This is a genomic window from uncultured Caldilinea sp. (genome assembly GCF_937128415.1).
Lineage (GTDB): Bacteria > Chloroflexota > Anaerolineae > Caldilineales > Caldilineaceae > Caldilinea.
The window spans coordinates 49,243-67,545 of sequence record NZ_CAKZMJ010000095.1 but is presented as its reverse complement, the minus strand read 5'-3'; the positions used below and the strand labels follow the sequence as shown (position 1 = coordinate 67,545).

Below are 18,303 nucleotides of genomic sequence, written 5' to 3'. Positions count from 1 at the left end.
TTAAAATCCATGGGGATCCGTCGTCGGGGGAACAGCCGCGCTGGGGTCGGCATCGAAATCGCTCACAGCCTGCAAGGCGCGCAGCGGGCCGAACGCGCGCAGCCACTCCAGCTGGGCCTCATCCTTCACGAGGAAGCTCCCTGCAAAACCGAGCGCATTGATCGACATCCCATCCACGCTTTCGCGGGTGCGGGGCGCCGCCAACATCCATCGGCGCGTCGCCAGCCAGTTGTACGGTCTCGGCGTTGCATCCTCGCCCCGCCAGACGCCGATGGCGCAGAGCATGGCGCGATAGGCGGCCGCCATTGCACCGGGGCTGTCAAGCTGTTCGTCGATCCAAAGCAGCGCATGACGAAACGGCAGGGAAGGGACGCGCACAATTTCGCCCAATCGTTGCGGGCCGCCGAGCGCAGACTCGATCGGAGCGTCGACGCCGGCGGGATCGAGCGGAAATGGGGCAAGCTGGAGGTGCTTGTGACGTTGACTCGCCCCTGCTATTCTGCCGGAGTTGTAAAAGGCCAGCCCATTGACGGCTTGCATGCAGATTAACAGCGCATCGAAGTCCGTCTCGGAGAGCAGGGTCTCCTGCTCCTCGAAAGCACGCGTCACAATCAACAGATGATGATCCACCACCGGATATTTGTTGAGCAAGCAGACATGCGTGGGCGAGAGATCGGCTACAAACAGCGCAGGGTCATAGGGTAGAAATGGGTTTTCCGCAGTCGACCGCTCGATGGTTGCCTGGGCCAGCCGTTGTTGCGCAGCCGCCCGCCCGGCTGCGCCCGCCAATACGCGCACGACGAAGCGCACGCCCGCCTCTTCGACATGACGAACGACGGTCTGGATCGGTTGCAGCGCGCCGGCGGCGGCGGCGCTCGTTGCAACTGCGCGCATCCGCCCCCAAAGCTCGCCGTCCGTTGTGGGTTCCGTCCTGGAGATCATTTCCAACTTTTCGATAGTCTTCGTCGCCAAAAACCAATCCTCTCTTCGGTGGGCCTCGTTCTTCACGAAAACCACGTTGTCACGTATAGTACTCTATGGAGTTGACATTTGGAAGAAATTCGATGGCGAAGACGCAAAACAGGAATCCTATATGGCTTTAGGCATCGGCATTGTGGGGCTTCCCAACGTCGGGAAGAGCACCACCTTCAACGCATTGACCAAGACGCAAAACGCAGAGGCGGCCAATTATCCGTTCTGCACAATTGAACCAAACAAGGCAATCGTGCCTGTGCCCGATCCACGGCTGGACAAACTGGCCGAATTGGTCAAGCCGGAGCGGGTGATCCACGCTACGGTCGAATTTATCGACATCGCCGGTCTGGTCAAGGGCGCCAGCCGCGGGGAAGGGCTGGGCAATCAATTTCTCGCCAACATTCGCGAGACGGCCGCCATCGTGCATGTCGTCCGTTGCTTCGACGACGACAACGTCGTGCATGTCTCGGCAAAGCCGGACCCACGCAGCGACATTGAGGTGATCAACACCGAGCTGATGCTGGCGGATCTGCAGCAGCTTGAACGCAAACTGGAAAAGTTGACGCGCGAAGCCAAAGGCGATCGGCGCCTGCTGCCGGTGTTGGAGGTGGCGCTGGCCCTCAAGGAGCAACTGGAGCGCGGCGTTCCCGTGTCGGCGTATCCCGACCCGGAGAGCGAGGCGTACAAGGCGCTGCTCAAAGAAATGCGCTTTTTGACCGGCAAGAAGGTGATCTACGTGGCCAACGTCGATGAAGATCACCTGCTCGAAGACAACGAATATGTCAAAACCGTGCGCGCAATTGCGGAAGCGCACAATGCAGAGTTCGTCAAACTCTGCGCCAAACTCGAGCAGGACATGGCGGGACTTTCAGACGAAGAGCGCCGCGAGTTTTTGGAGGCGATGGGCGTCCACGAAACCGGTTTGGAGCAGGTGATTCGCAAGGGGTACCATGCGCTTGGCCTCATCTCCTTTTTCACGGCCGGCCCGAAGGAAGTGCGCGCATGGACCGTGCGCCGCGGCGCCAAAGCGCCGGAGGCCGCAGGCGTGATCCACACCGATTTCGAACGCGGTTTCATCCGCGCCGAGGTGATCCCCTACGAGACCTACATTCGTCTGGGAGGCGAGGCGGCGGCCAAAGCAGCCGGCGAGATGCGCATCGAGGGGCGGGAATACGTCGTCCAGGATGGGGACGTGATCCATTTTCGATTCAATGTGTAACGGGGAACGCGTTGCGTATTTCGTGGTGAAGAAAAAATATCCTGTGTGTTGCATCGAGTGCAACGCACTCCCCGCAACACACAGGACGCGCAACACTTTCTTTGATTTTACTCGATCGTCACATCCAGAACGTCGCCGGTGCGGGCGTCGACCACGACCGTCGTCTTCTGCGTCTCGGTGCTGAGCTCGACCACCCACACAGGGCGCCCATCGCGCTCATCCGGTGTGGCGACCTTTTCGATGATCTCCCCCTGAAGCTGACCGCGCACTTCCTGCTCGGCGATTGCGATCGCAGCGCGTGCGTTGAGCCGGCCATCCTCCGAGGGCGCGCTCGCCGTCGGCTGGGTCGGGCGCTCGCCAAGCGTCACCTCAATCTCGATCGGCTTGCCGTCGCGCTCGACGGTGAGCGTCACCTTCTGGCCCGGCGAGGCTTTGGTGACCAGGTAAGAGACCAGGTCCTCGAAACGCACGACCGGCGTGCCGTCAATCGCCTTGATGATGTCGCCGCCCGTGCGCACCTGACCACCGTCGGGCAACGTCACCGTGCGATTGCCGCCGCGCACACCCGCCTGCGCCGAAGGCCCGTCAGGCACGACGCTCGAAACGTAGACGCCTAACGTGTTGTCCGGCAGATTCAACGCCTCCGCCAGTTGCGGCGTGATGGTGCTCCCCTCCAGGCCCAGGTAGGCGTACTTGAAAACGCCGTCTTTGATCAACGCCGGCACCACGCGCTTGACGATCGAAACCGGAATCACGAAGCCGACGCCGGCGTTTTGCCGCGTGGGCGACTCAATGGCGAAGTTGACGCCCACGACCTCGCCCTTCAGGTTCAGCAAGGGGCCGCCGGAGTTGCCGGGATTGATGGCCGCGTCGGTTTGGATCACATCTGGTAGGGTGTAGCGACCGGTTCCGAAGGAGCCGACCGGGAAGCCGCGACCCAATGCGCTGACGATGCCGCTGGTCATCGTCCCTTGCAGGCCGAAGGGATTGCCGATCGCGATCACGGTGTGGCCGACCTTGAGCGTGTTGTCGTCGGCGAGCTTGAGCGGTCGCCATTCCATCCCTTCGGGCGGCGTCACCTTGATGACGGCAAGGTCCGCCTGCGGATCGGCGGCGACGACCTCGGCGCGCGCCCACATGCCGTTGTTGAAGGTCACGATAATCCTATCGGCGCCGTCGATCACGTGATTGTTGGTGACGATGTGCCCCTCATTGTCATAGATGAACCCGGAGCCTTCTCCGTGCTGCAGCGGCGGTTGCGCATCCGGCAGAGGGAAGCCCGGGATCTGCGGCAGCGCGCCGCCGGCCGTTGCACGCTTTTCCACCTGAATGTTGACGACGGACGGAGCAACGGCCTCGTAGAGCGCGGCCAGCGTCTCCTGATCGTCAAAGAGGCTAGAATCTCCTTGCAGCGTCGGCGCGGCGAAGGTTTGCTGTGAAACGTTGGCGAGCACGCCTGACGGTTGCCACAACAGGGGCGCAGCCAACGCGCCGAGGAGGATCAACGCTGCGCCGACGACGGCGAACAGAGCGATCTTAAGCGTGCGCGGGCGGCGTGGCCGCTGTGGAGATGGTTCTTGCGTAACGTTTGGTTCAAGCATAGTCTAATAACTCCTCATCTTCGTTAATTCTCGAGTGCAATAAACCCTGCAATCTCAGCCGTTCTATTCTATTTGAACAGCCTCTTTGACTGTAGAGCTTCCGCATGAGATGAAGATGAAACTTTCGTAAAAAATCTGTAAGCACTTTGCAGCGTTGCTTGCGCCCCCTTAGTTTTCCGGCGGCGTCGCAGTGGGCAGGCCGCCGGTCAGCGCCACCAACCGGTCTAAAGTGGCTTTCAGCGCCTCCATCTCGGCGCCGTAGCCCGCCCAGTCGCCTTCGCGCAGCAGGCGCTGCGCCCGCTCGTAGTGGTTGTTGGCCGCCCAAATCAACTGCTCGATCGAGGCATTGCTCAGATCGACGCCGACGGCGGCCGCCGGCTGCGGCGGCGGCAGCGCAGACCCAGCCGTCGGCTCCGCTACGCCGTCTAGGACAATGTCCGATTCTGGACTGATCGCCAGGTCGAGCAGCCCGGCGCGCGCCACTACATCGCGGCCAAACAGCTCAATCAAGGCCAATCCCAAATTTTCCGCCATGACCGTGCGCTCGCCGGTCGCCAGGATGACGCGTCGGAGCTCAGGAATGCGACCGGTCTGCGCCTGCAAGTACAGCGGCTCGACATAGAGCAGACTGCCGCCCACCGGAATCACGATCAGGTTCCCGCGCAGCACGTTGCTCCCCTGTTGGTTCCAGAGCGTCAACTGGGCGCTGATGATCGGGTCCTGGTCGATGCGCGCCTCGATCTGCTTCGGACCGAAGAAGAGCGTGTCTTTGCCGAAGGTGAAGACAAGCTTTTCGCCGTAGCGCTCCGGGTCGCTGCGCGCCGCTAGCCATGCAATCATGTTCTCGCGGTTGGCGGGCGTATAGGGCAGAATCTGAATGAAATCGAGCGAATCGGCTTCATCCATCTGCATGAGCACGTAGTACGGCTCCATACGCTGCGCCTTCTGGTAGAAAATTTCCTCCGGCCACGCCCATACGTCCTCCCGGTTGTAGAAGTCGACGACATTCGTCATGTGATACATGCGATACATTTCCGCCTGCACCGAGAAAAGATCGGTGGGATAGCGAATGTGGCGCAGCAGGAAATCGGGCATCGCCTCTTTGGGCTGGAAGAGCGCCGGGAAGATGCGCATGTAGGCGTTGATGATCGGCTCGTCCGGCTCGAAGACATAGAAATGGGGCACGCCGTCGTAGGCGCTGATGACGATCTTCACCGAGTTGCGGATGTAGTTGAAGCGTCCAAAATACGGCTCGCTATATGGATAGCGGTCGCTCGTCACGTAGGCGTCGATGAACCAGTAGAGACGGCCGTCCTCGCCGACGACGATGTAGGGATCGGCGTCGTATTGCAGGAAGGGCGCCAGGTGGCGCACGCGCTCGACGATGTTGCGACGCCAGAGAAGCTGACTTTCGTTGGTGATGTCCTGGTTAAGCAGCAGATTGATGTCGCCGAAATAGAGGGCGAAGAGCACGCGATTCCAGAAGGTCATGTCGACGCCGGTGTCCGCCTCAAAGCGCGTCGTCACATTGCCGTCGCCCTGCGGGTAGTGAAACTCTTCCATGTTGGTGCGGCCGATCACGTAGTCCCCGGTCAGCTCGCCGAAGTAGATGTGAGGCACAGTGACCGGAATCTCTCCGACCGGCGGCAGATCGCGCAAATAAAACTCGGGGAGGCCATCGCGAGTCACGCGTTCGACCGGCGACATGGCGACGCCGTAGCCGTGCGTGTAGACCAGCTTGCGGTTGACCCAAGTCTGCGCTTCAACGTTGAGGCGGTCCGGAACCAGCTCGCGCGCCGAAAGCATCACCTGCCGGCGCTCGCCGTTGATCAGGTAGCGATCGACGTCGATGTCGTTGAAGGCGTAGTACTGACGCAACGCCTGCACCTGATTGTACGTCTCGAGCAGCGGCCGGTAGTCCCACAGTCGCACGTTGCGGATGGTCTCCGGCTCACTCAGGACGGCTTCCGGCGAGACTCGCTGTGCAGCCTCGAACGGCTTCACCACGATGTTGTCCAGCGCGTACGCCATGCGCGTGAAGCGGATATTGTGCTCGATGTACGGCCGCTCCAGCGTCAGCTCGTTGGGGCTGACCTGAAAGCGTTGCACGAGGGAGGGATAGATCGAGCCGGCGACGACGGCGATGGCCACCCAGGCGACGAGGACGACCACAATCGCCCGCCAGGCGCGGCGCACGTAGGCCGTGACGATCAAAAGCGCAGCGGCGATCAGCGTCACAATCGTCAACAGATTGTATGCGGGCAACTGGGCGTTGACGTCCGTATAGCCGGCACCGAAGACCGCCCCGCGTTGGCTGTAGACAAGATTGGCGGCCTCAATTTGATAGCCGAGCGCAAACAGAACCAGATAGAGCGCGCCGAGCACGCCGAGGTGAAGGAGCAGGCCGGTGCGCACGCGCCAGCCTCGCCAGCCCACGCCGCTCACAACCACCACCATGATGATCGTCGCAATCACCACCGACTGCAGCCAGCCGCGCGCGATGGTCAGCACCGGCAACGTGAACACATAGAAGCTGACGTCGCGGCCGAAGACCGGATCGGCGACGCCGAAATCGCTCTGATTCAGGAACAACAGCAGCTGCGGCCATTCGCCCGCCACATTCAGCCCCATCAGCAAAGAAAAGAGGGTGAAGGCCACCAGAGCAATGGTCGAGATGCGCAGCCCGCTGGCCTCTGAAAATTGCTCGACCGGGGTGGAGATCAGGCCGGCAGGTTCGAGGCGACGCACGATCAGGTAATTCACATACAGGAAGAGCCAGGTGAACACAAAGCCCACGACAAACAGCCCCACCGAGGCGCTGATGCGCGTCCACAAAATCGATTCCAAATGGAGGCTGGCGTGCCATGTCCAGTCGACCAGAAAGCTGAGAATGGTGTTGTAGAGAATCAGAAATAGAAAAGGAATGAACAACAACCACCACCAGCGGTTCGGTCTCCCTTGAGGACGACGCTCCGGCCGGTCATCGTCAGGAGGGATCCAGTCGCCGCCGCGCTGAAGGTTCTCCTCGATCGATCGGATCAGGTCTGCGAAAGGGTCTGGATTTCTCATCTTGTTTTTCACTCACTCCGGGATGCAGATGCTCAACAAACACAATTGACGTTGATAACGATCAGGATGTTGATAACGACCAAGATGACGACAGGCAACTGCGGCTCGATTGCCAGAACGGAGACTTTGCATCCGCTTCCCATTATTTTTATTTTACCAGACGAATCGAATTTCACCTTGTGAGGCGGCTACCCAAAAGCGCCGAAAAGCGCGTCCGCTGTTGTATAATGGCCTCTATGAATTCACCGACGCTGAACCGATCCGCCTGGCCTGACGAGCTTCGTCCTGCCGACGCGACGCACATTCAAATGGCGCTTGAGCAATTCTGGCATGTTCTGGCGACCCTCCCCGACCTGATTGAGCGCAGCGAGAACCTGCTCGCGGCTGAAGCAACGGCGCGTCTGCGTCAGCTCGTCATCGAGATGATGCTGGCGCTCAACGGCGTCGCCTACCCGACCGGCACCCGCCATCTCAACACTTACCTCAGTGAGAAGCAGCGCACCGCCATCGAGAAAACATTGTTGACTCCTTCTATCGGCGCCGAAAGCTGGATCGGCCAGGCCGTGGCGCTCGTCGTCATCTATCGCTGGTACGCGCCGCAGCTCGTTGAAAAACATCGCCTCTCCTATCCCCAGGCCGCAGAAGAGGCCGCTTGGCTGCGTCTGCGTCGCCTGCCGGACTGGCCGCTCGTCATCGCCACCGAATGAGTTGTCCACTCGCTATGAGTCGTCGCGTCTGCTTCGTCGCCCCTTTTGGCCTTGGACAGAAAACCACCGTCTGGGCGCGCACGCTGCCGCTGGCGCGCGCCCTGGCGACGCACGGCTGGCGCCCGACGATTTTGATTCCACCCTGGGATACGCCGCAGGACGCGGGCAGGCGCTGGAGAGATGGCGCAGTGGAGATCGTCAACATCGCTTTAACCGGGGGCCTTCTCGCTCAAACCCAACGATTGCTACACGAGATTTCTCGCATCCAACCAGACATCGTCCATATCGTGAAGCCACGCGCCCACGCCGGCCTGGTGCAATGGCGGCTATGGGGCAAGCGTCGGGACAAACGCCCGGCCGTTCTGCTTGACGCCGACGACTGGGAGCAGGCCTGGGCGCCGATCAACCGCTACCCCTGGCTGGTGGCTCGCTTCCTCGCCTGGCAGGAGGAATGGGGCATTCGTCACGCCGACGGCGTCACCGTCGCCAGCCGCTGGCTTGCCGAAACGATCGGCCAGGCCAATCCCAACGCCCCTCTGCTGTGGCTGCCCAACGGGGTCGAAGCGCCGACGCCGGACGCCCCGCGCTGGCATCCCAACAGCAGCCGAGATGTTCTCTTCTTCACCCGTTTTGTTGAAATCTCCCCCCGGTGGTTGGCTCGATTCCTATTTTCACTACACGAAAAATCTCCAGGCTCCAACCTGTTGATCGCCGGCGCGCCGGTGCGCGTAGGCCTGGATCGACCCTATCGGCTCGCCATCCAACAAAACGCCCTACAATCGGATGCTCGCGTGGAATGGCTGGGTTTCGTCGATCGCAACCAACTCGCTGCGCTCTACGCTCGCATCGGCTGCGCCATCTTCCCGGCGGAGCCGACCGCCCTGCAACAGGCCAAATGCAGCGTGCGTCTGGCCAACACGCTCCTGGCCGGCGTCCCGGTCGTCGCCAGCGCGGTCGGAGAACAAATCACCTACGGCGCCGACGGCGCAGCTCGCCTCGTGCCCGCACAGGCGACGCCGGAGGAGTTCGCCGCCGCCGTGGCCGAGCTGCTCGCAACCCCTGCACAACAGCGCACATTGAGCGAAGTTGCGCGCCAGCGTCTGTTGACGCGCTACAATTGGCGCGTGCTGGGCGCACAGTTGGAGGCGTTCTATCAGCGGGTTTTAGGGGATCGCTCCAGTTCAGAATAAAGCATTTGCAGCCCCGCCCTTGTTTTTCCTTACCCTGGCAACGGCAGCTTCGGGTATTTCTTTCCGCCGGCGGCCACCTCCGCCGCGCGACGCCTGGCCTCGGCTTCGAGTTCCGCCTGCGTCTGCAGCCGCGCCTCATAGCGCTGCCGCTCCGGCTGCCGCCAGCGCGCCATATCCTCGCCGAGGTCGATGCAACGGGCGAAGACCAGATAGCCGGTGTGTCCGATCAGATTGTCGTCGGGGCGGAAGCGCTCCGGCGTTGGTTTGTAAGAACGCAGGATCAGCTCCTCGACGCTCACGTCGGCGAAGTGATGCTCATCGAAAGCGCGCAACAGCTCGATGACCTGATTGGCGGTCGGCAACAGGCTGGCGAAGAAACCGCCAGGGCGCAGGGCGCGGCGCACGTGCGCCAGGTAGCGCCAGGGTTCGCGCACGTCGAGAAAAACGGCGTCGGCGTCTTCCGCCCGAAACCCCTCCTCGATGTCGCACAGAAACATCTTCACAAAGGGCGACAGCCCAACTCTGGCCAGGTTCTCGCGCGCCACCTGGTAGATGTCCTCACGCGCCTCGTGGGTGAACACCATTCCCGACGGCGCCACCGCCCACGCCAGCGCAGTCGTCAACCCGCCGCTGCCGGTGCCGGCCTCCACCACGCGGCTGCCGGCGCGCAGGCTGAGGCGATGCACGATATAGGCGGCGTCTTTGGGATAGATGATCTGCGTGCTGCGCTTGAGCGATTTCATGATGTCGGTGAGCGAGGGCTGCAGCACCAAAGCGTCGTAGCCGATCTGACTTTTCACCGTTGAGCCCCACGTAGCGCCGATCAGGTCTGCGTGACGGAAGGCGCCAAGATGGGTGTGCGTGACGCCCTCCGGATGGATGCGGGCGACGAAGCGTTTGTAGTCCGACGTGAAGATCATCGCCAAGTCGCCCGCCTGAACGCGCTGGCGCTCTCCGTCGGTGGGAGAGAATGGATGCGAGAATTCTGATTGATCCGGCATAGCGTATCCTGAAATATTTTCCCGTTTTTAAGTTGTCAGGCGTCGTTCAGGTGCGTCGCCTTCCCTGTCGATCCCTACCCTATTGATTTCTTCCTCATCGATCAACGCCTCCGCTTCCACCTCGACGAGCCAGAGGGGGTCGACGAAACGGCTCACCTCCACTACAGTGGAGGCCGGTCGCACGTCGCCCAAAAATTCGCCGTGAACGCGTCCCACCGCTTCCCAGTCTTCAATGTGCGTGAGAAAAACCCGGGTGCGCACGACATGCGCCAGCGAAGCGCCCGCCTGCTCCAAAGCAGCCTGAATAATCTCAAAACAGCGCCGGGCTTGGCCGGCGGCATCGCCAGGTGCGGCTACCGAGCCATCGGGTGCAATGGGCGCTGTACCGGCGACAAAGACATGCGAGCCCACCCGCACGGCGCGTGAAAAGCCGATGCGTGGTTCATAGGGACTGCCGCTGGAGATCAACTGTCGAGACATGGATCCTCCGTGGCGCAGTTACGAAAGGCCGATCACCCTTCCGGTCTCCGGATCAATATCGATGTCAAAAAAGGCTGGCCGCGCCGGCAGCCCCGGCATGGTGCTCATCGTTCCCAGCAAGGGATAGAGGAAGCCGGCGCCGACGCTGGCGCGCACCTCGCGCACGGGCACGATGAAGCCGGTCGGCGCGCCTTTCAGCTCCGGATCATGGCTGATGCTCAGGTGCGTCTTGGCCATACAGATCGGCAGTTTGTCGAAGCCGGCGCGCGTGTAAGCGGCGATCTGCTCCTCCGCCTTTGGGGAGTATTCTACGCCGGCGCCGCCATAGATCTCGCGCACGATGGTCTCGATCTTTTCTTTGATGGGCATTTCAAGCGGATAAAGAAACTGGAACTGGGACGGCTGTTGACAGGCTTCGATCACCGCTTTTCCCAGGGCGACTGCGCCGGCCCCGCCCTCCGCCCAGTGGTTGGAGGGGACGGCGTCAAGCGCGCCGGCCTCGATAGCTTTGCGTCGCACCAGCTCGATCTCGGCCTCGGTGTCGGTGTGGAAGCGGTTGATCGCCACGACGACCGGCACGCCGAAGCGCCGGGCGTTGCGCACGTGCGCCGTCAGATTGCTGCAGCCGGCTTCCAGCAATTCAAGGTTCTCCTGCGTGTAGGCGGGATCGAGCGCCTTGCCCGCCACGACTTTGGGGCCGCCGCCGTGCATTTTGAGCGCGCGCACCGTCGCCACCAGGACGACGCAATTCGGAATCAATCCGCTGTAGCGGCATTTGATATTGAAGAACTTCTCCATGCCGATGTCGGCGCCGAAGCCCGCCTCGGTGAGCACGTAGCCCTCCGGCCCGACCAGCTTGAGCGCAATCTGGTCGGCGACGATCGAGGAGTTGCCATGCGCAATGTTGGCGAAAGGCCCTGCGTGCACCAGAGCAGGCGTGCCTTCGAGCGTCTGCATCAGGTTCGGCTTGATGGCGTCTTTCATCAGCACGGCCAACGCGCCGGCGCAGCCGATGTCCTCCGCCGTCACCGGCTCTCCTTTGCGGTCGAGGCCGATCACCATGCGGCCCAGGCGCTCGCGCATGTCCTGCAGACAGGTGGTCAAGGCCAGGATCGCCATGATTTCGCTCGCCACGGTGATATCGAAGCCGGTGCAGCGCGTGCGTCCTTTCTCCTGTGGGCCCTGGCCGATCGTGATCTCGCGCAGCATGCGGTCGTTGGTGTCGATGACGCGTCGCCAGGTGATCGTCTCCGGGTCGATGTCGAGGCGCACGAAACGACTGATCTCCTCCGGCGTCAGATCGTCCGGGTTGGTTTTGTCGATGCCCAGCTTTTTCAGTCTGCGCAGCATCGTTCCGGTGAAGAAACGCTTGCCATTTTTGGGCGGGCAGAGACGCTTGAACAGCGTTGCATCGTCCATGTCCGCCTCGTGAAACATGCGGGCGTCGATGGCGGCGGCCAGGAGGTTGTTGGCGGCGGTGATGGCGTGGATGTCGCCCGTCAGGTGCAGATTGAAGTCCTCCATTGGGATAATCTGCGAGTAGCCGCCGCCGGCTGCACCGCCCTTGATGCCGAAGGTCGGCCCCTGGCTGGGTTGGCGGATGCAGGTGAAAACATTTTTGCCCAGATGCGCGCCCAGCGCCTGGCTGAGACCGACGGTGGTCGTGGTTTTGCCTTCACCGAGAGGGGTCGGCGTGATGGCGGTGACGACGATATAGTGGCCGTTCGGACGATCTTTTAATCGTTCGCGCACATCCAGCGAGACTTTCGCCTTGTACGGGCCATAGAGCTCCAACTCCTCGGCCAGGATGCCGACCTCTTCTGCGATCTGCTGGATCGGCAAAGGCGTCACCGACTGAGCGATCTCCAGATCGCTGGGCACAGGGCGTTTGAGATTGCGCAATGGATGGGGCATTCCACATCTCTCCTCGTTGAGTGTTTGCAAAGCCGGATAATTGAGTCTGGATGCGCTGTCGTTCTCTGCGAATCCAAGTTCATGCGCAGAAGTATACCAAAGCTGAAGTGCATTGCCCACGATGGGCAGTGAACAGTGCGCTCTGCGTCGTTCTCGAACACAGAGCAATAACAACTTTACAAACCCAAACGGCGCAAACGATTGCGCCCAGATGGCGTCAGCATGAATTTATTCACTGATGCTGCGCAGTTCGCTGCTGTGCTTTCTTGAATTCACCAAGACCTTGCGGGCCATCAAGAGCCTGCGGCTGCGAGCCGCAGCTACGGTGAATCCAAAAGACCTGCGGCTACGGCGCCCCTTCTCCCCCTCTCCCAGCCTTGGGAGGGGGGCCAGGGGTGAGGGTCTTCTCCCCCTCTCCCACCCTTGGGAGAGGGGCCAGAGGTGAGGGCCTCTACGGTGAACCCCAAAGACCTACGGCGCTCCCTCTTCCTACCATCTGCGTAAGGTGTATTATGCAATAGTTCCAGAATTTCTTCTTCAGTTATAATTTGACTCAGCAATCGCCCATGCAGGTGAGGAGTGTTTATAGTCATGCGAAAACCTTTGCTCCGGCCGCTCGCCGTCCTCTTTTGGGTTGTGTTTGCAGGCTGCGCCTCGCAATCCTCTTTGCCTACGCCCGTTCTCTCGTCTGCTCAACCGATGGTTTCCGCTGCTCCACCGCTGACGTTTGAACCCGTTCCCCTGCCGACGCAAGAACTGCCTGCAAGCGAACACGCCGGCGTGCAGTCGCCAGGAGAAGCGCAGGTTTATGCGCCGTTTGTGGCCCAACAAACTCCCCACACTCAGACGGCCACAAGTCTGTACGATCCTGGAACTCCTGCACTACGCGAGGTGTGGGTGGACCCTCTCCGCGGCGACGACGCCAACGATGGGACAACGCCTGCGAACGCGCTTCGCACCCTCGCCGCCGCATGGCAGGGCATCCCGATGAACGTCCCTTTGACCGAAGGGGTGCGAATCAATTTGCAACCTGGCCTTTATCCAGAGAGCGCGCTGCCGAACTACTGGGAATCGCGACAAGGGACATTCGCCGCGCCGATTTGGATTCGCGGGAACGGCAATGAGCGCGGAGAGGTCATGCTCCAGGGCAACATGAACATTTTCGACACCGATTATATCTACTTTGAAAACTTGACCATCCAATTCAAGGGCGATGTATTTCACTGTGAACAATGCAACCACGTGCTGCTCCGCAACGTCTCCTTCGATGGAGAGGGTGCGGCCCAGGAGACCGTGAAAGTGAATCAATCTCAGCACATCTACATCGAAAACAGCCATCTCGCCGGCGCATGGGACAACGTCGTTGACTTCGTGGCGGTGCAGCACGGACATCTCGTCCACAACCAGATTCACGGCGGCGGCGATTGGTGCGCCTACGTCAAAGGGGGATCGGCTTATATTCGCGTTGAAGCGAATGAGATCTACGATTGCGGCACGGGTGGATTCACTGCAGGCCAGGGGACCGGTTTTCAATTTATGACGCCTCCCTGGCTCCAATATGAAGCCTACGACGTCAAGGTTGTGAACAACCTGATCTACGACGCAGAAGGCGCCGGGTTGGGCGTCAACGGCGGCTACAACATTCTTTTGGCTTATAACACGCTCGTGCGCGTGGGCAGCCGTTCGCATATTATTGAAGTGGTCTTCGGAGGACGCTCCTGCGACGGTCAACCCGGCGATCCAGGACGCGAACGCTGTCAGCTTTATCTGGATCAAGGCGGCTGGGGAACGACTGAGATAGACAACGGCTCGAACGCCGTGGCGATCCCCAATAAAAACGTATACATCTACAACAACCTTGTATATAACCCACCGGGCCGCCAGAGCTTGTGGCAACATTTCGCCATTTACGACTCTCGGGTCAACCCAACTTCGAGCAACATCCCCCTCGCCCATGCAGATGACAATCTTCAGATCCGCGGGAATGTCCTCTGGAACGGCGACGCATCCATGCCGCTGGGCATCGAAGGCAATAGCGACGCCTGCACTTCTGACAATCTCACCTGCAACGAAAGGCAGCTGCGCGCCGACAACGCTATCAACGCTCTCCAGCCAGTTCTGGCGAACGCAGCGGCCAACGACTTCCATCCTGTTGGGGATTGGGTCCAGAATGCACCCTTGTTCAAGATTCCCAATTTCACGTGGGAGTTGAGCGTTCCGCCCGGTGAGAACAGCAATTTCGTCCTGTTCGACCGAGACGGCGTCAGCCGCGCCGAACGCGACGCTCCCGGCGCCTATGCGCCATTTTCCAGGTGACGCCGCTCTGGCCATTCGACGGAAACAAAATTGAATCTTTCTATAAGTTCTCGTCCGACAAGAAGGAGTTTCCTGATGCAATCTCGCCTGATGGTTTTTCTGAGTGCACTGGGTGGCGCAATTCTATTGGGAGCGGCGGGCTACGCCCTGGGCGCTCTCATCGGCCGATTCACCGGCGGCGGAATGGCCGACCTGGCGTTAGGCGTGGCCGGCATGATGCTGGGAATTGCTCTGGGCAACGGCCTGGGGGCCTCCTGGGCGGCGAAGCGAGAGAAGCGGGGACGCACAGCATGGGTCTTCTGGGTGCTCGGCGCGGGAGCGGTCGTCTTCGTTCTCTTGCTGGCGGAACCGCTAGGATTGAATCAACACCCGGCAGGGATGCTTGTCGCCCTGCTAGGATTTCCGGCGCTGGTGGAGGCCTTAGCGGCCTGATTCTCGCATATTTTCTTTCTATATGAGATTGTTCCTACTTGAGGTTGGCATGGCGAACAAAAGACCATCCACAAGACGGCTTACTTTCGACGCCGTGCGCTTCCACTGTCATCAAGGCGACGCATACGCATATACTCGCCTGCACGCAGTAAGTATGGTAAAGTACGTTAGAGCACGCTCCATACGGTGCGGCGCTCATAGATGAATTCCACCAGATCCCAAAAAGCTATTCCAACATCTTTTGGAGTCGAGGATTTTTATGACAACTTATTTTCATCTCACCGAATCGATGTTCGGCGAACGGGAGCGCCTTCTGGTCGAGGCCGATGCGCTGGAGGCGAGCGCCTTCCGTTTTGAAAGCGGCGTGGCGGCGCTGCGACTGCGCAACGAGTTGGGCGAGCTGGTGTTGCTGCCGTTCCAGGGCCAACAGATCTGGTCGGCCAGCTTTCGCGGGCGCAACATCACGATGCGCTCGATGTTCGACCAACCGCGGCCCACGCGCGTTTATCTGGAGACCTACGGCGGCTTTTTGCTTCACTGCGGCTTTACGGCGATGGGCGTGCCTGCCGCAGGCGACGCCCATCCGTTGCACGGCGAGCTGCCCAATGCGCCGTACAAAAGCGCCTATCTGGTCGTCGGCAAGGATGAGCGCGGCAGTTACATCGGACTCGGCGGCGTCTATCAACACACCGTCGCCTTTAGCTTCAACTATCAGGCCGAGCCGTTGGTCAAACTCTACGCCGGATCGTCGCTCTTCACCATCGACCTGAGCGTCACCAACCTCAAACGCACGCCGATGGAGTACATGTACATGGCGCACGCCAACTTCCGCCCGGTTGACAACGGCCGGCTGGTCTACAGCGCGCACTGCACGCCGACAAGCGTGCGCGTGCGTCGAAGCATCCCGTCGCACGTGCGGCCCGGCCCGGAGTACGCCGCTTTTCTAGAAGAGCTGAGCCGACACCCGGAGCGGCACAATGTGCTCAAACCAGGCCTGGCCTTTGATCCAGAGGTGGTTTTCTTTATCGACTACCTGGCCGACGCCGACGGATGGGCGCACACGATGCAGGTGCATCCTGACGGCAGCGCCGACTACATCGCCCATCGCCCTGCGGAGCTGGACAAGGGCGTGCGCTGGATCTGCCGCACCCCTGACCAGGATGCGTTGGGAATGGTGCTGCCTTCAACCGCGGAGCCGGAGGGCTACACGGCCGAGAAAGCGAAAGGCAACGTGAAGGTGCTTGGCGCAGGGGAAACCTACCGCTGCTCAATGATTGCCGGCGTGCTCACCGTTGACGAAGCGCGGGAAATGGAGCGCAAGATCGAGTCGATCCTCAGTTGACGAGAGTGCAGAAGAGCCGACAGGAAGGGTTCGACGGAAGTTAACCCTCTGCATCACCCATTTGCAAATGCATGAGAGCTGCTTTTTTGCGTCTTTGCACCTTTGCACTGAATCTATAGGAGAAACCAGACCATGGCTGAACCCAACTACATGCTGAACATCGTCGGCGTCTTCGGCTTCCCGGTGGCGGAGAATCCGACCGGCGTGATGCAAAATGCAGCGTTCCAGGCGCTTGGCCTGAACTGGCTCTATCTCAACTTCGAGGTGCGCGCAGAGCGCCTCGGCGACGCTGTGCTGGGCATGCGCGCCATGAACAACTTCCGCGGGGTCAATCTCACGATTCCCCACAAAGTGGCGGTGCTGCAATATCTGGATGAGATTGCGCCCAGCGCGCAGGTGATCGGCGCCGTCAACACGGTGCGCCGCGAAGGCGACCGGCTGATCGGCGAAAACACCGACGGCAAAGGGTTCATGCGCGCACTGGGCGACGACGCCGACATCGACGCTGCGGGGACGCACGCGGTGGTGCTCGGCGCAGGCGGCGCAGCACGCGCGATTGCCGTGGAGTTGGCCCTGGCCGGCGCGCGGCGCATCACGATCGTCAACCGCAGCCGTGAGCGCGGGGAGGCGCTTGTTCGGCTGCTTACCGAAAAGACGCCCGCGCAGGCGGAGTTCGTGCCCTGGCAGGGCGCCTATTGCGTGCCGCAAGGCGCCGACCTGCTGATCAACGCCACTTCCATCGGTCTGTTTCCCAATGTAGAGGATGCGCCGGACATCGACTACGACTCAATCTTCCCAGGTCTCATCGTCTGCGACGTGATTCCCAACCCCCCGAACACCCTCTTTTTGCGTCGCGCTGCCGAACGCGGCGCCGCTACCCTCGATGGCTTGGGTATGCTCGTCTATCAAGGCGCTATTGCCTTTAAGATGTGGACAGGGCAAGAGCCTTCCGTGGAGGTGATGCGCAGGGCGCTGGCCGCAGAATTCGGTGGATAAATAGACGCTGTGATCGCTTTTTATAATTTTTTAATGCTTTTCACATGATGAAATTACATCCAGAGGGTAAGATGGCGCCGAAGATCCGGTTAGACGATTCTTAAAGGTCAAACAGTGGAAGATTTCAAATTGTACGGAGGTCAGCTATGCAACCGCACGCTCATTTCTCTGGAGAATCTCCCCAAGATCTCTACGATCTAGGGCTGAAGGCCGACCTGGCGATGCTGAGCCAGTCGCCGATGACGCGGCGCCGAGTGCTCAGCCTGGGCCTCATGGGCGTCGCCGCGCTGCTCGCCGGTTGTGCACCCATCGGGACGCCCACGCCGCCTGCCACCCACGCCGAACCTGGCGCCTCTGAGGCCGGTGCAGCAGCAGAGTGCGTCTCCCCCATCCCACGCGAGACGGCGGGCCCCTTCCCCGGCAACGGCGCCCAAGGGCCGGCGCTCAACGTTCTCAGCCGGTCCGGCGTCGTTCGGCCCGACATCCGCACCAGCCTGGGCACCGGCAACACGGCGGAAGGAGTTCCATTGCGCCTGGAGCTAACGTTGGTGCGGGCCGGCGGCGACTGTGGGCCCTTGCCTGGCTACGCCGTCTATCTCTGGCACTGCGACGCCCAGGGGCGCTATTCCATGTACAGCCCCGGCGCGGAGGACGAGGACTATCTGCGCGGGGTGCAGGCGGCGGACGAGAACGGCGTGGTGACGTTCCTCACCGTTTTTCCCGGCTGTTACTCCGGACGATGGCCGCATTTCCACTTTGAAATTTATGCTTCGGTGGAGCAGGCGACGGGCGCCGGCAATGTGGTGCACACCTCTCAGATCGCCCTGCCGGAGGACATATGCCGGGCAGTCTACGCTGATGCTCGCTACGGCGCCAGCTTGAACAACCTTTCCAGACTCTCTCTGGAGCGCGACAGCGTCTTCAGAGATGGCTGGGAGTCGCAGATGGCCGCGGTCACCGGTTCGGTGGAAGAAGGCTTCCTGGCGCGGCTGACCGTAGGCGCACCGGTGTCGTAGGAGATTCAGCAAGTCTGCCACCTGCAGTAACTTGCCGCTCAAATT

Annotated in this window: 14 protein-coding genes; 8 read left to right on the top strand and 6 right to left on the bottom strand. The window is 60.9% G+C overall.

Features of this window, described 5'->3' with window-relative positions; all coding sequences use genetic code 11:
- A complete protein-coding gene (locus Q0367_RS18050) occupies positions 1-972 on the bottom strand; it encodes a hypothetical protein (RefSeq protein ID WP_297636352.1) in 972 nt (323 codons plus the stop codon).
- A 121-nt stretch (positions 973-1,093) separates the two neighbouring features.
- Between Q0367_RS18050 and ychF the strand changes: the two genes are divergently transcribed.
- Complete coding sequence (gene ychF, locus Q0367_RS18045) at positions 1,094-2,194, top strand: redox-regulated ATPase YchF (protein ID WP_297636355.1); 1,101 nt, start codon at positions 1,094-1,096, stop codon at positions 2,192-2,194.
- Between the two features lie 107 nt (positions 2,195-2,301).
- On the opposite strand, the gene Q0367_RS18040 is transcribed toward ychF, so the two are convergent.
- Entirely contained in the window at positions 2,302-3,795 is a 1,494-nt protein-coding gene (locus Q0367_RS18040; RefSeq protein WP_297636358.1) for a trypsin-like peptidase domain-containing protein, read from the bottom strand.
- A 168-nt stretch (positions 3,796-3,963) separates the two neighbouring features.
- Positions 3,964-6,864 carry a UPF0182 family protein gene (locus tag Q0367_RS18035; RefSeq protein WP_297636361.1) on the bottom strand — a complete coding sequence of 967 codons (2,901 nt, stop codon included), beginning with the start codon at positions 6,862-6,864 and terminating at the stop codon, positions 3,964-3,966.
- A 236-nt stretch (positions 6,865-7,100) separates the two neighbouring features.
- On the opposite strand from Q0367_RS18035, the gene Q0367_RS18030 reads away from it, so the two are divergent.
- Both Q0367_RS18030 and Q0367_RS18025 read left to right on the top strand, forming a co-directional pair.
- On the top strand, positions 7,101-7,571 hold the full coding sequence (locus tag Q0367_RS18030; protein WP_297636364.1) for a hypothetical protein: 471 nt from the start codon (positions 7,101-7,103) through the stop codon (positions 7,569-7,571).
- 14 nt (positions 7,572-7,585) lie between these two features.
- Positions 7,586-8,761, top strand: coding sequence for a glycosyltransferase family 4 protein (locus Q0367_RS18025; RefSeq protein WP_297636367.1), 1,176 nt, complete (start codon positions 7,586-7,588; stop codon positions 8,759-8,761).
- A 29-nt stretch (positions 8,762-8,790) separates the two neighbouring features.
- Here Q0367_RS18025 and Q0367_RS18020 read toward each other — a convergent pair whose 3' ends face one another.
- Genes Q0367_RS18020 through Q0367_RS18010 form a run of 3 tightly spaced genes read right to left on the bottom strand, consistent with a single transcriptional unit; the run spans position 8,791 to position 12,156 of the window.
- Positions 8,791-9,762, bottom strand: a complete 972-nt coding sequence (locus Q0367_RS18020) for a tRNA (adenine-N1)-methyltransferase (protein ID WP_298983959.1) — start codon at positions 9,760-9,762, stop codon at positions 8,791-8,793.
- A gap of 27 nt (positions 9,763-9,789) precedes the next feature.
- Positions 9,790-10,242 carry a RidA family protein gene (locus Q0367_RS18015; RefSeq protein WP_298983957.1) on the bottom strand — a complete coding sequence of 151 codons (453 nt, stop codon included), beginning with the start codon at positions 10,240-10,242 and terminating at the stop codon, positions 9,790-9,792.
- 18 nt (positions 10,243-10,260) lie between these two features.
- Positions 10,261-12,156 (bottom strand): formate--tetrahydrofolate ligase, encoded by a 1,896-nt coding sequence (locus Q0367_RS18010; RefSeq protein WP_298983955.1) that lies wholly within the window; start codon positions 12,154-12,156, stop codon positions 10,261-10,263.
- 591 nt (positions 12,157-12,747) lie between these two features.
- Between Q0367_RS18010 and Q0367_RS18005 the strand changes: the two genes are divergently transcribed.
- The 5 genes from Q0367_RS18005 (at position 12,748) to Q0367_RS17985 (ending at position 18,258) form a co-directional block, all read left to right on the top strand.
- Positions 12,748-14,472, top strand: a complete 1,725-nt coding sequence (locus Q0367_RS18005; RefSeq protein ID WP_298983953.1) for a right-handed parallel beta-helix repeat-containing protein — start codon at positions 12,748-12,750, stop codon at positions 14,470-14,472.
- Positions 14,473-14,547: 75 nt separating this feature from the next.
- Complete coding sequence (locus tag Q0367_RS18000; protein ID WP_298983951.1) at positions 14,548-14,904, top strand: hypothetical protein; 357 nt, start codon at positions 14,548-14,550, stop codon at positions 14,902-14,904.
- A gap of 259 nt (positions 14,905-15,163) precedes the next feature.
- Complete coding sequence (locus Q0367_RS17995) at positions 15,164-16,246, top strand: DUF4432 family protein (RefSeq protein WP_298983949.1); 1,083 nt, start codon at positions 15,164-15,166, stop codon at positions 16,244-16,246.
- 132 nt (positions 16,247-16,378) lie between these two features.
- Positions 16,379-17,242, top strand: coding sequence for a shikimate dehydrogenase (gene aroE, locus Q0367_RS17990; RefSeq protein WP_298983947.1), 864 nt, complete (start codon positions 16,379-16,381; stop codon positions 17,240-17,242).
- A gap of 146 nt (positions 17,243-17,388) precedes the next feature.
- Complete coding sequence (locus tag Q0367_RS17985) at positions 17,389-18,258, top strand: intradiol ring-cleavage dioxygenase (RefSeq protein WP_298983945.1); 870 nt, start codon at positions 17,389-17,391, stop codon at positions 18,256-18,258.
- Positions 18,259-18,303 lie beyond the last annotated feature (45 nt).

Coding starts and splice junctions, on each gene's coding strand:
- Q0367_RS18035 (WP_297636361.1), bottom strand. CDS start 6,864: ATGAGAAATCCAGACCCTTTCGCAGACCTGATCCGATCGATCGAGGAG.
- Q0367_RS18040 (WP_297636358.1), bottom strand. CDS start 3,795: ATGCTTGAACCAAACGTTACGCAAGAACCATCTCCACAGCGGCCACGC.
- aroE (WP_298983947.1), top strand. CDS start 16,379: ATGGCTGAACCCAACTACATGCTGAACATCGTCGGCGTCTTCGGCTTC.
- Q0367_RS18025 (WP_297636367.1), top strand. CDS start 7,586: ATGAGTCGTCGCGTCTGCTTCGTCGCCCCTTTTGGCCTTGGACAGAAA.
- ychF (WP_297636355.1), top strand. CDS start 1,094: ATGGCTTTAGGCATCGGCATTGTGGGGCTTCCCAACGTCGGGAAGAGC.
- Q0367_RS18010 (WP_298983955.1), bottom strand. CDS start 12,156: ATGCCCCATCCATTGCGCAATCTCAAACGCCCTGTGCCCAGCGATCTG.
- Q0367_RS18030 (WP_297636364.1), top strand. CDS start 7,101: ATGAATTCACCGACGCTGAACCGATCCGCCTGGCCTGACGAGCTTCGT.
- Q0367_RS18015 (WP_298983957.1), bottom strand. CDS start 10,242: ATGTCTCGACAGTTGATCTCCAGCGGCAGTCCCTATGAACCACGCATC.
- Q0367_RS18005 (WP_298983953.1), top strand. CDS start 12,748: ATGCGAAAACCTTTGCTCCGGCCGCTCGCCGTCCTCTTTTGGGTTGTG.
- Q0367_RS17995 (WP_298983949.1), top strand. CDS start 15,164: ATGACAACTTATTTTCATCTCACCGAATCGATGTTCGGCGAACGGGAG.
- Q0367_RS17985 (WP_298983945.1), top strand. CDS start 17,389: ATGCAACCGCACGCTCATTTCTCTGGAGAATCTCCCCAAGATCTCTAC.
- Q0367_RS18020 (WP_298983959.1), bottom strand. CDS start 9,762: ATGCCGGATCAATCAGAATTCTCGCATCCATTCTCTCCCACCGACGGA.
- Q0367_RS18000 (WP_298983951.1), top strand. CDS start 14,548: ATGCAATCTCGCCTGATGGTTTTTCTGAGTGCACTGGGTGGCGCAATT.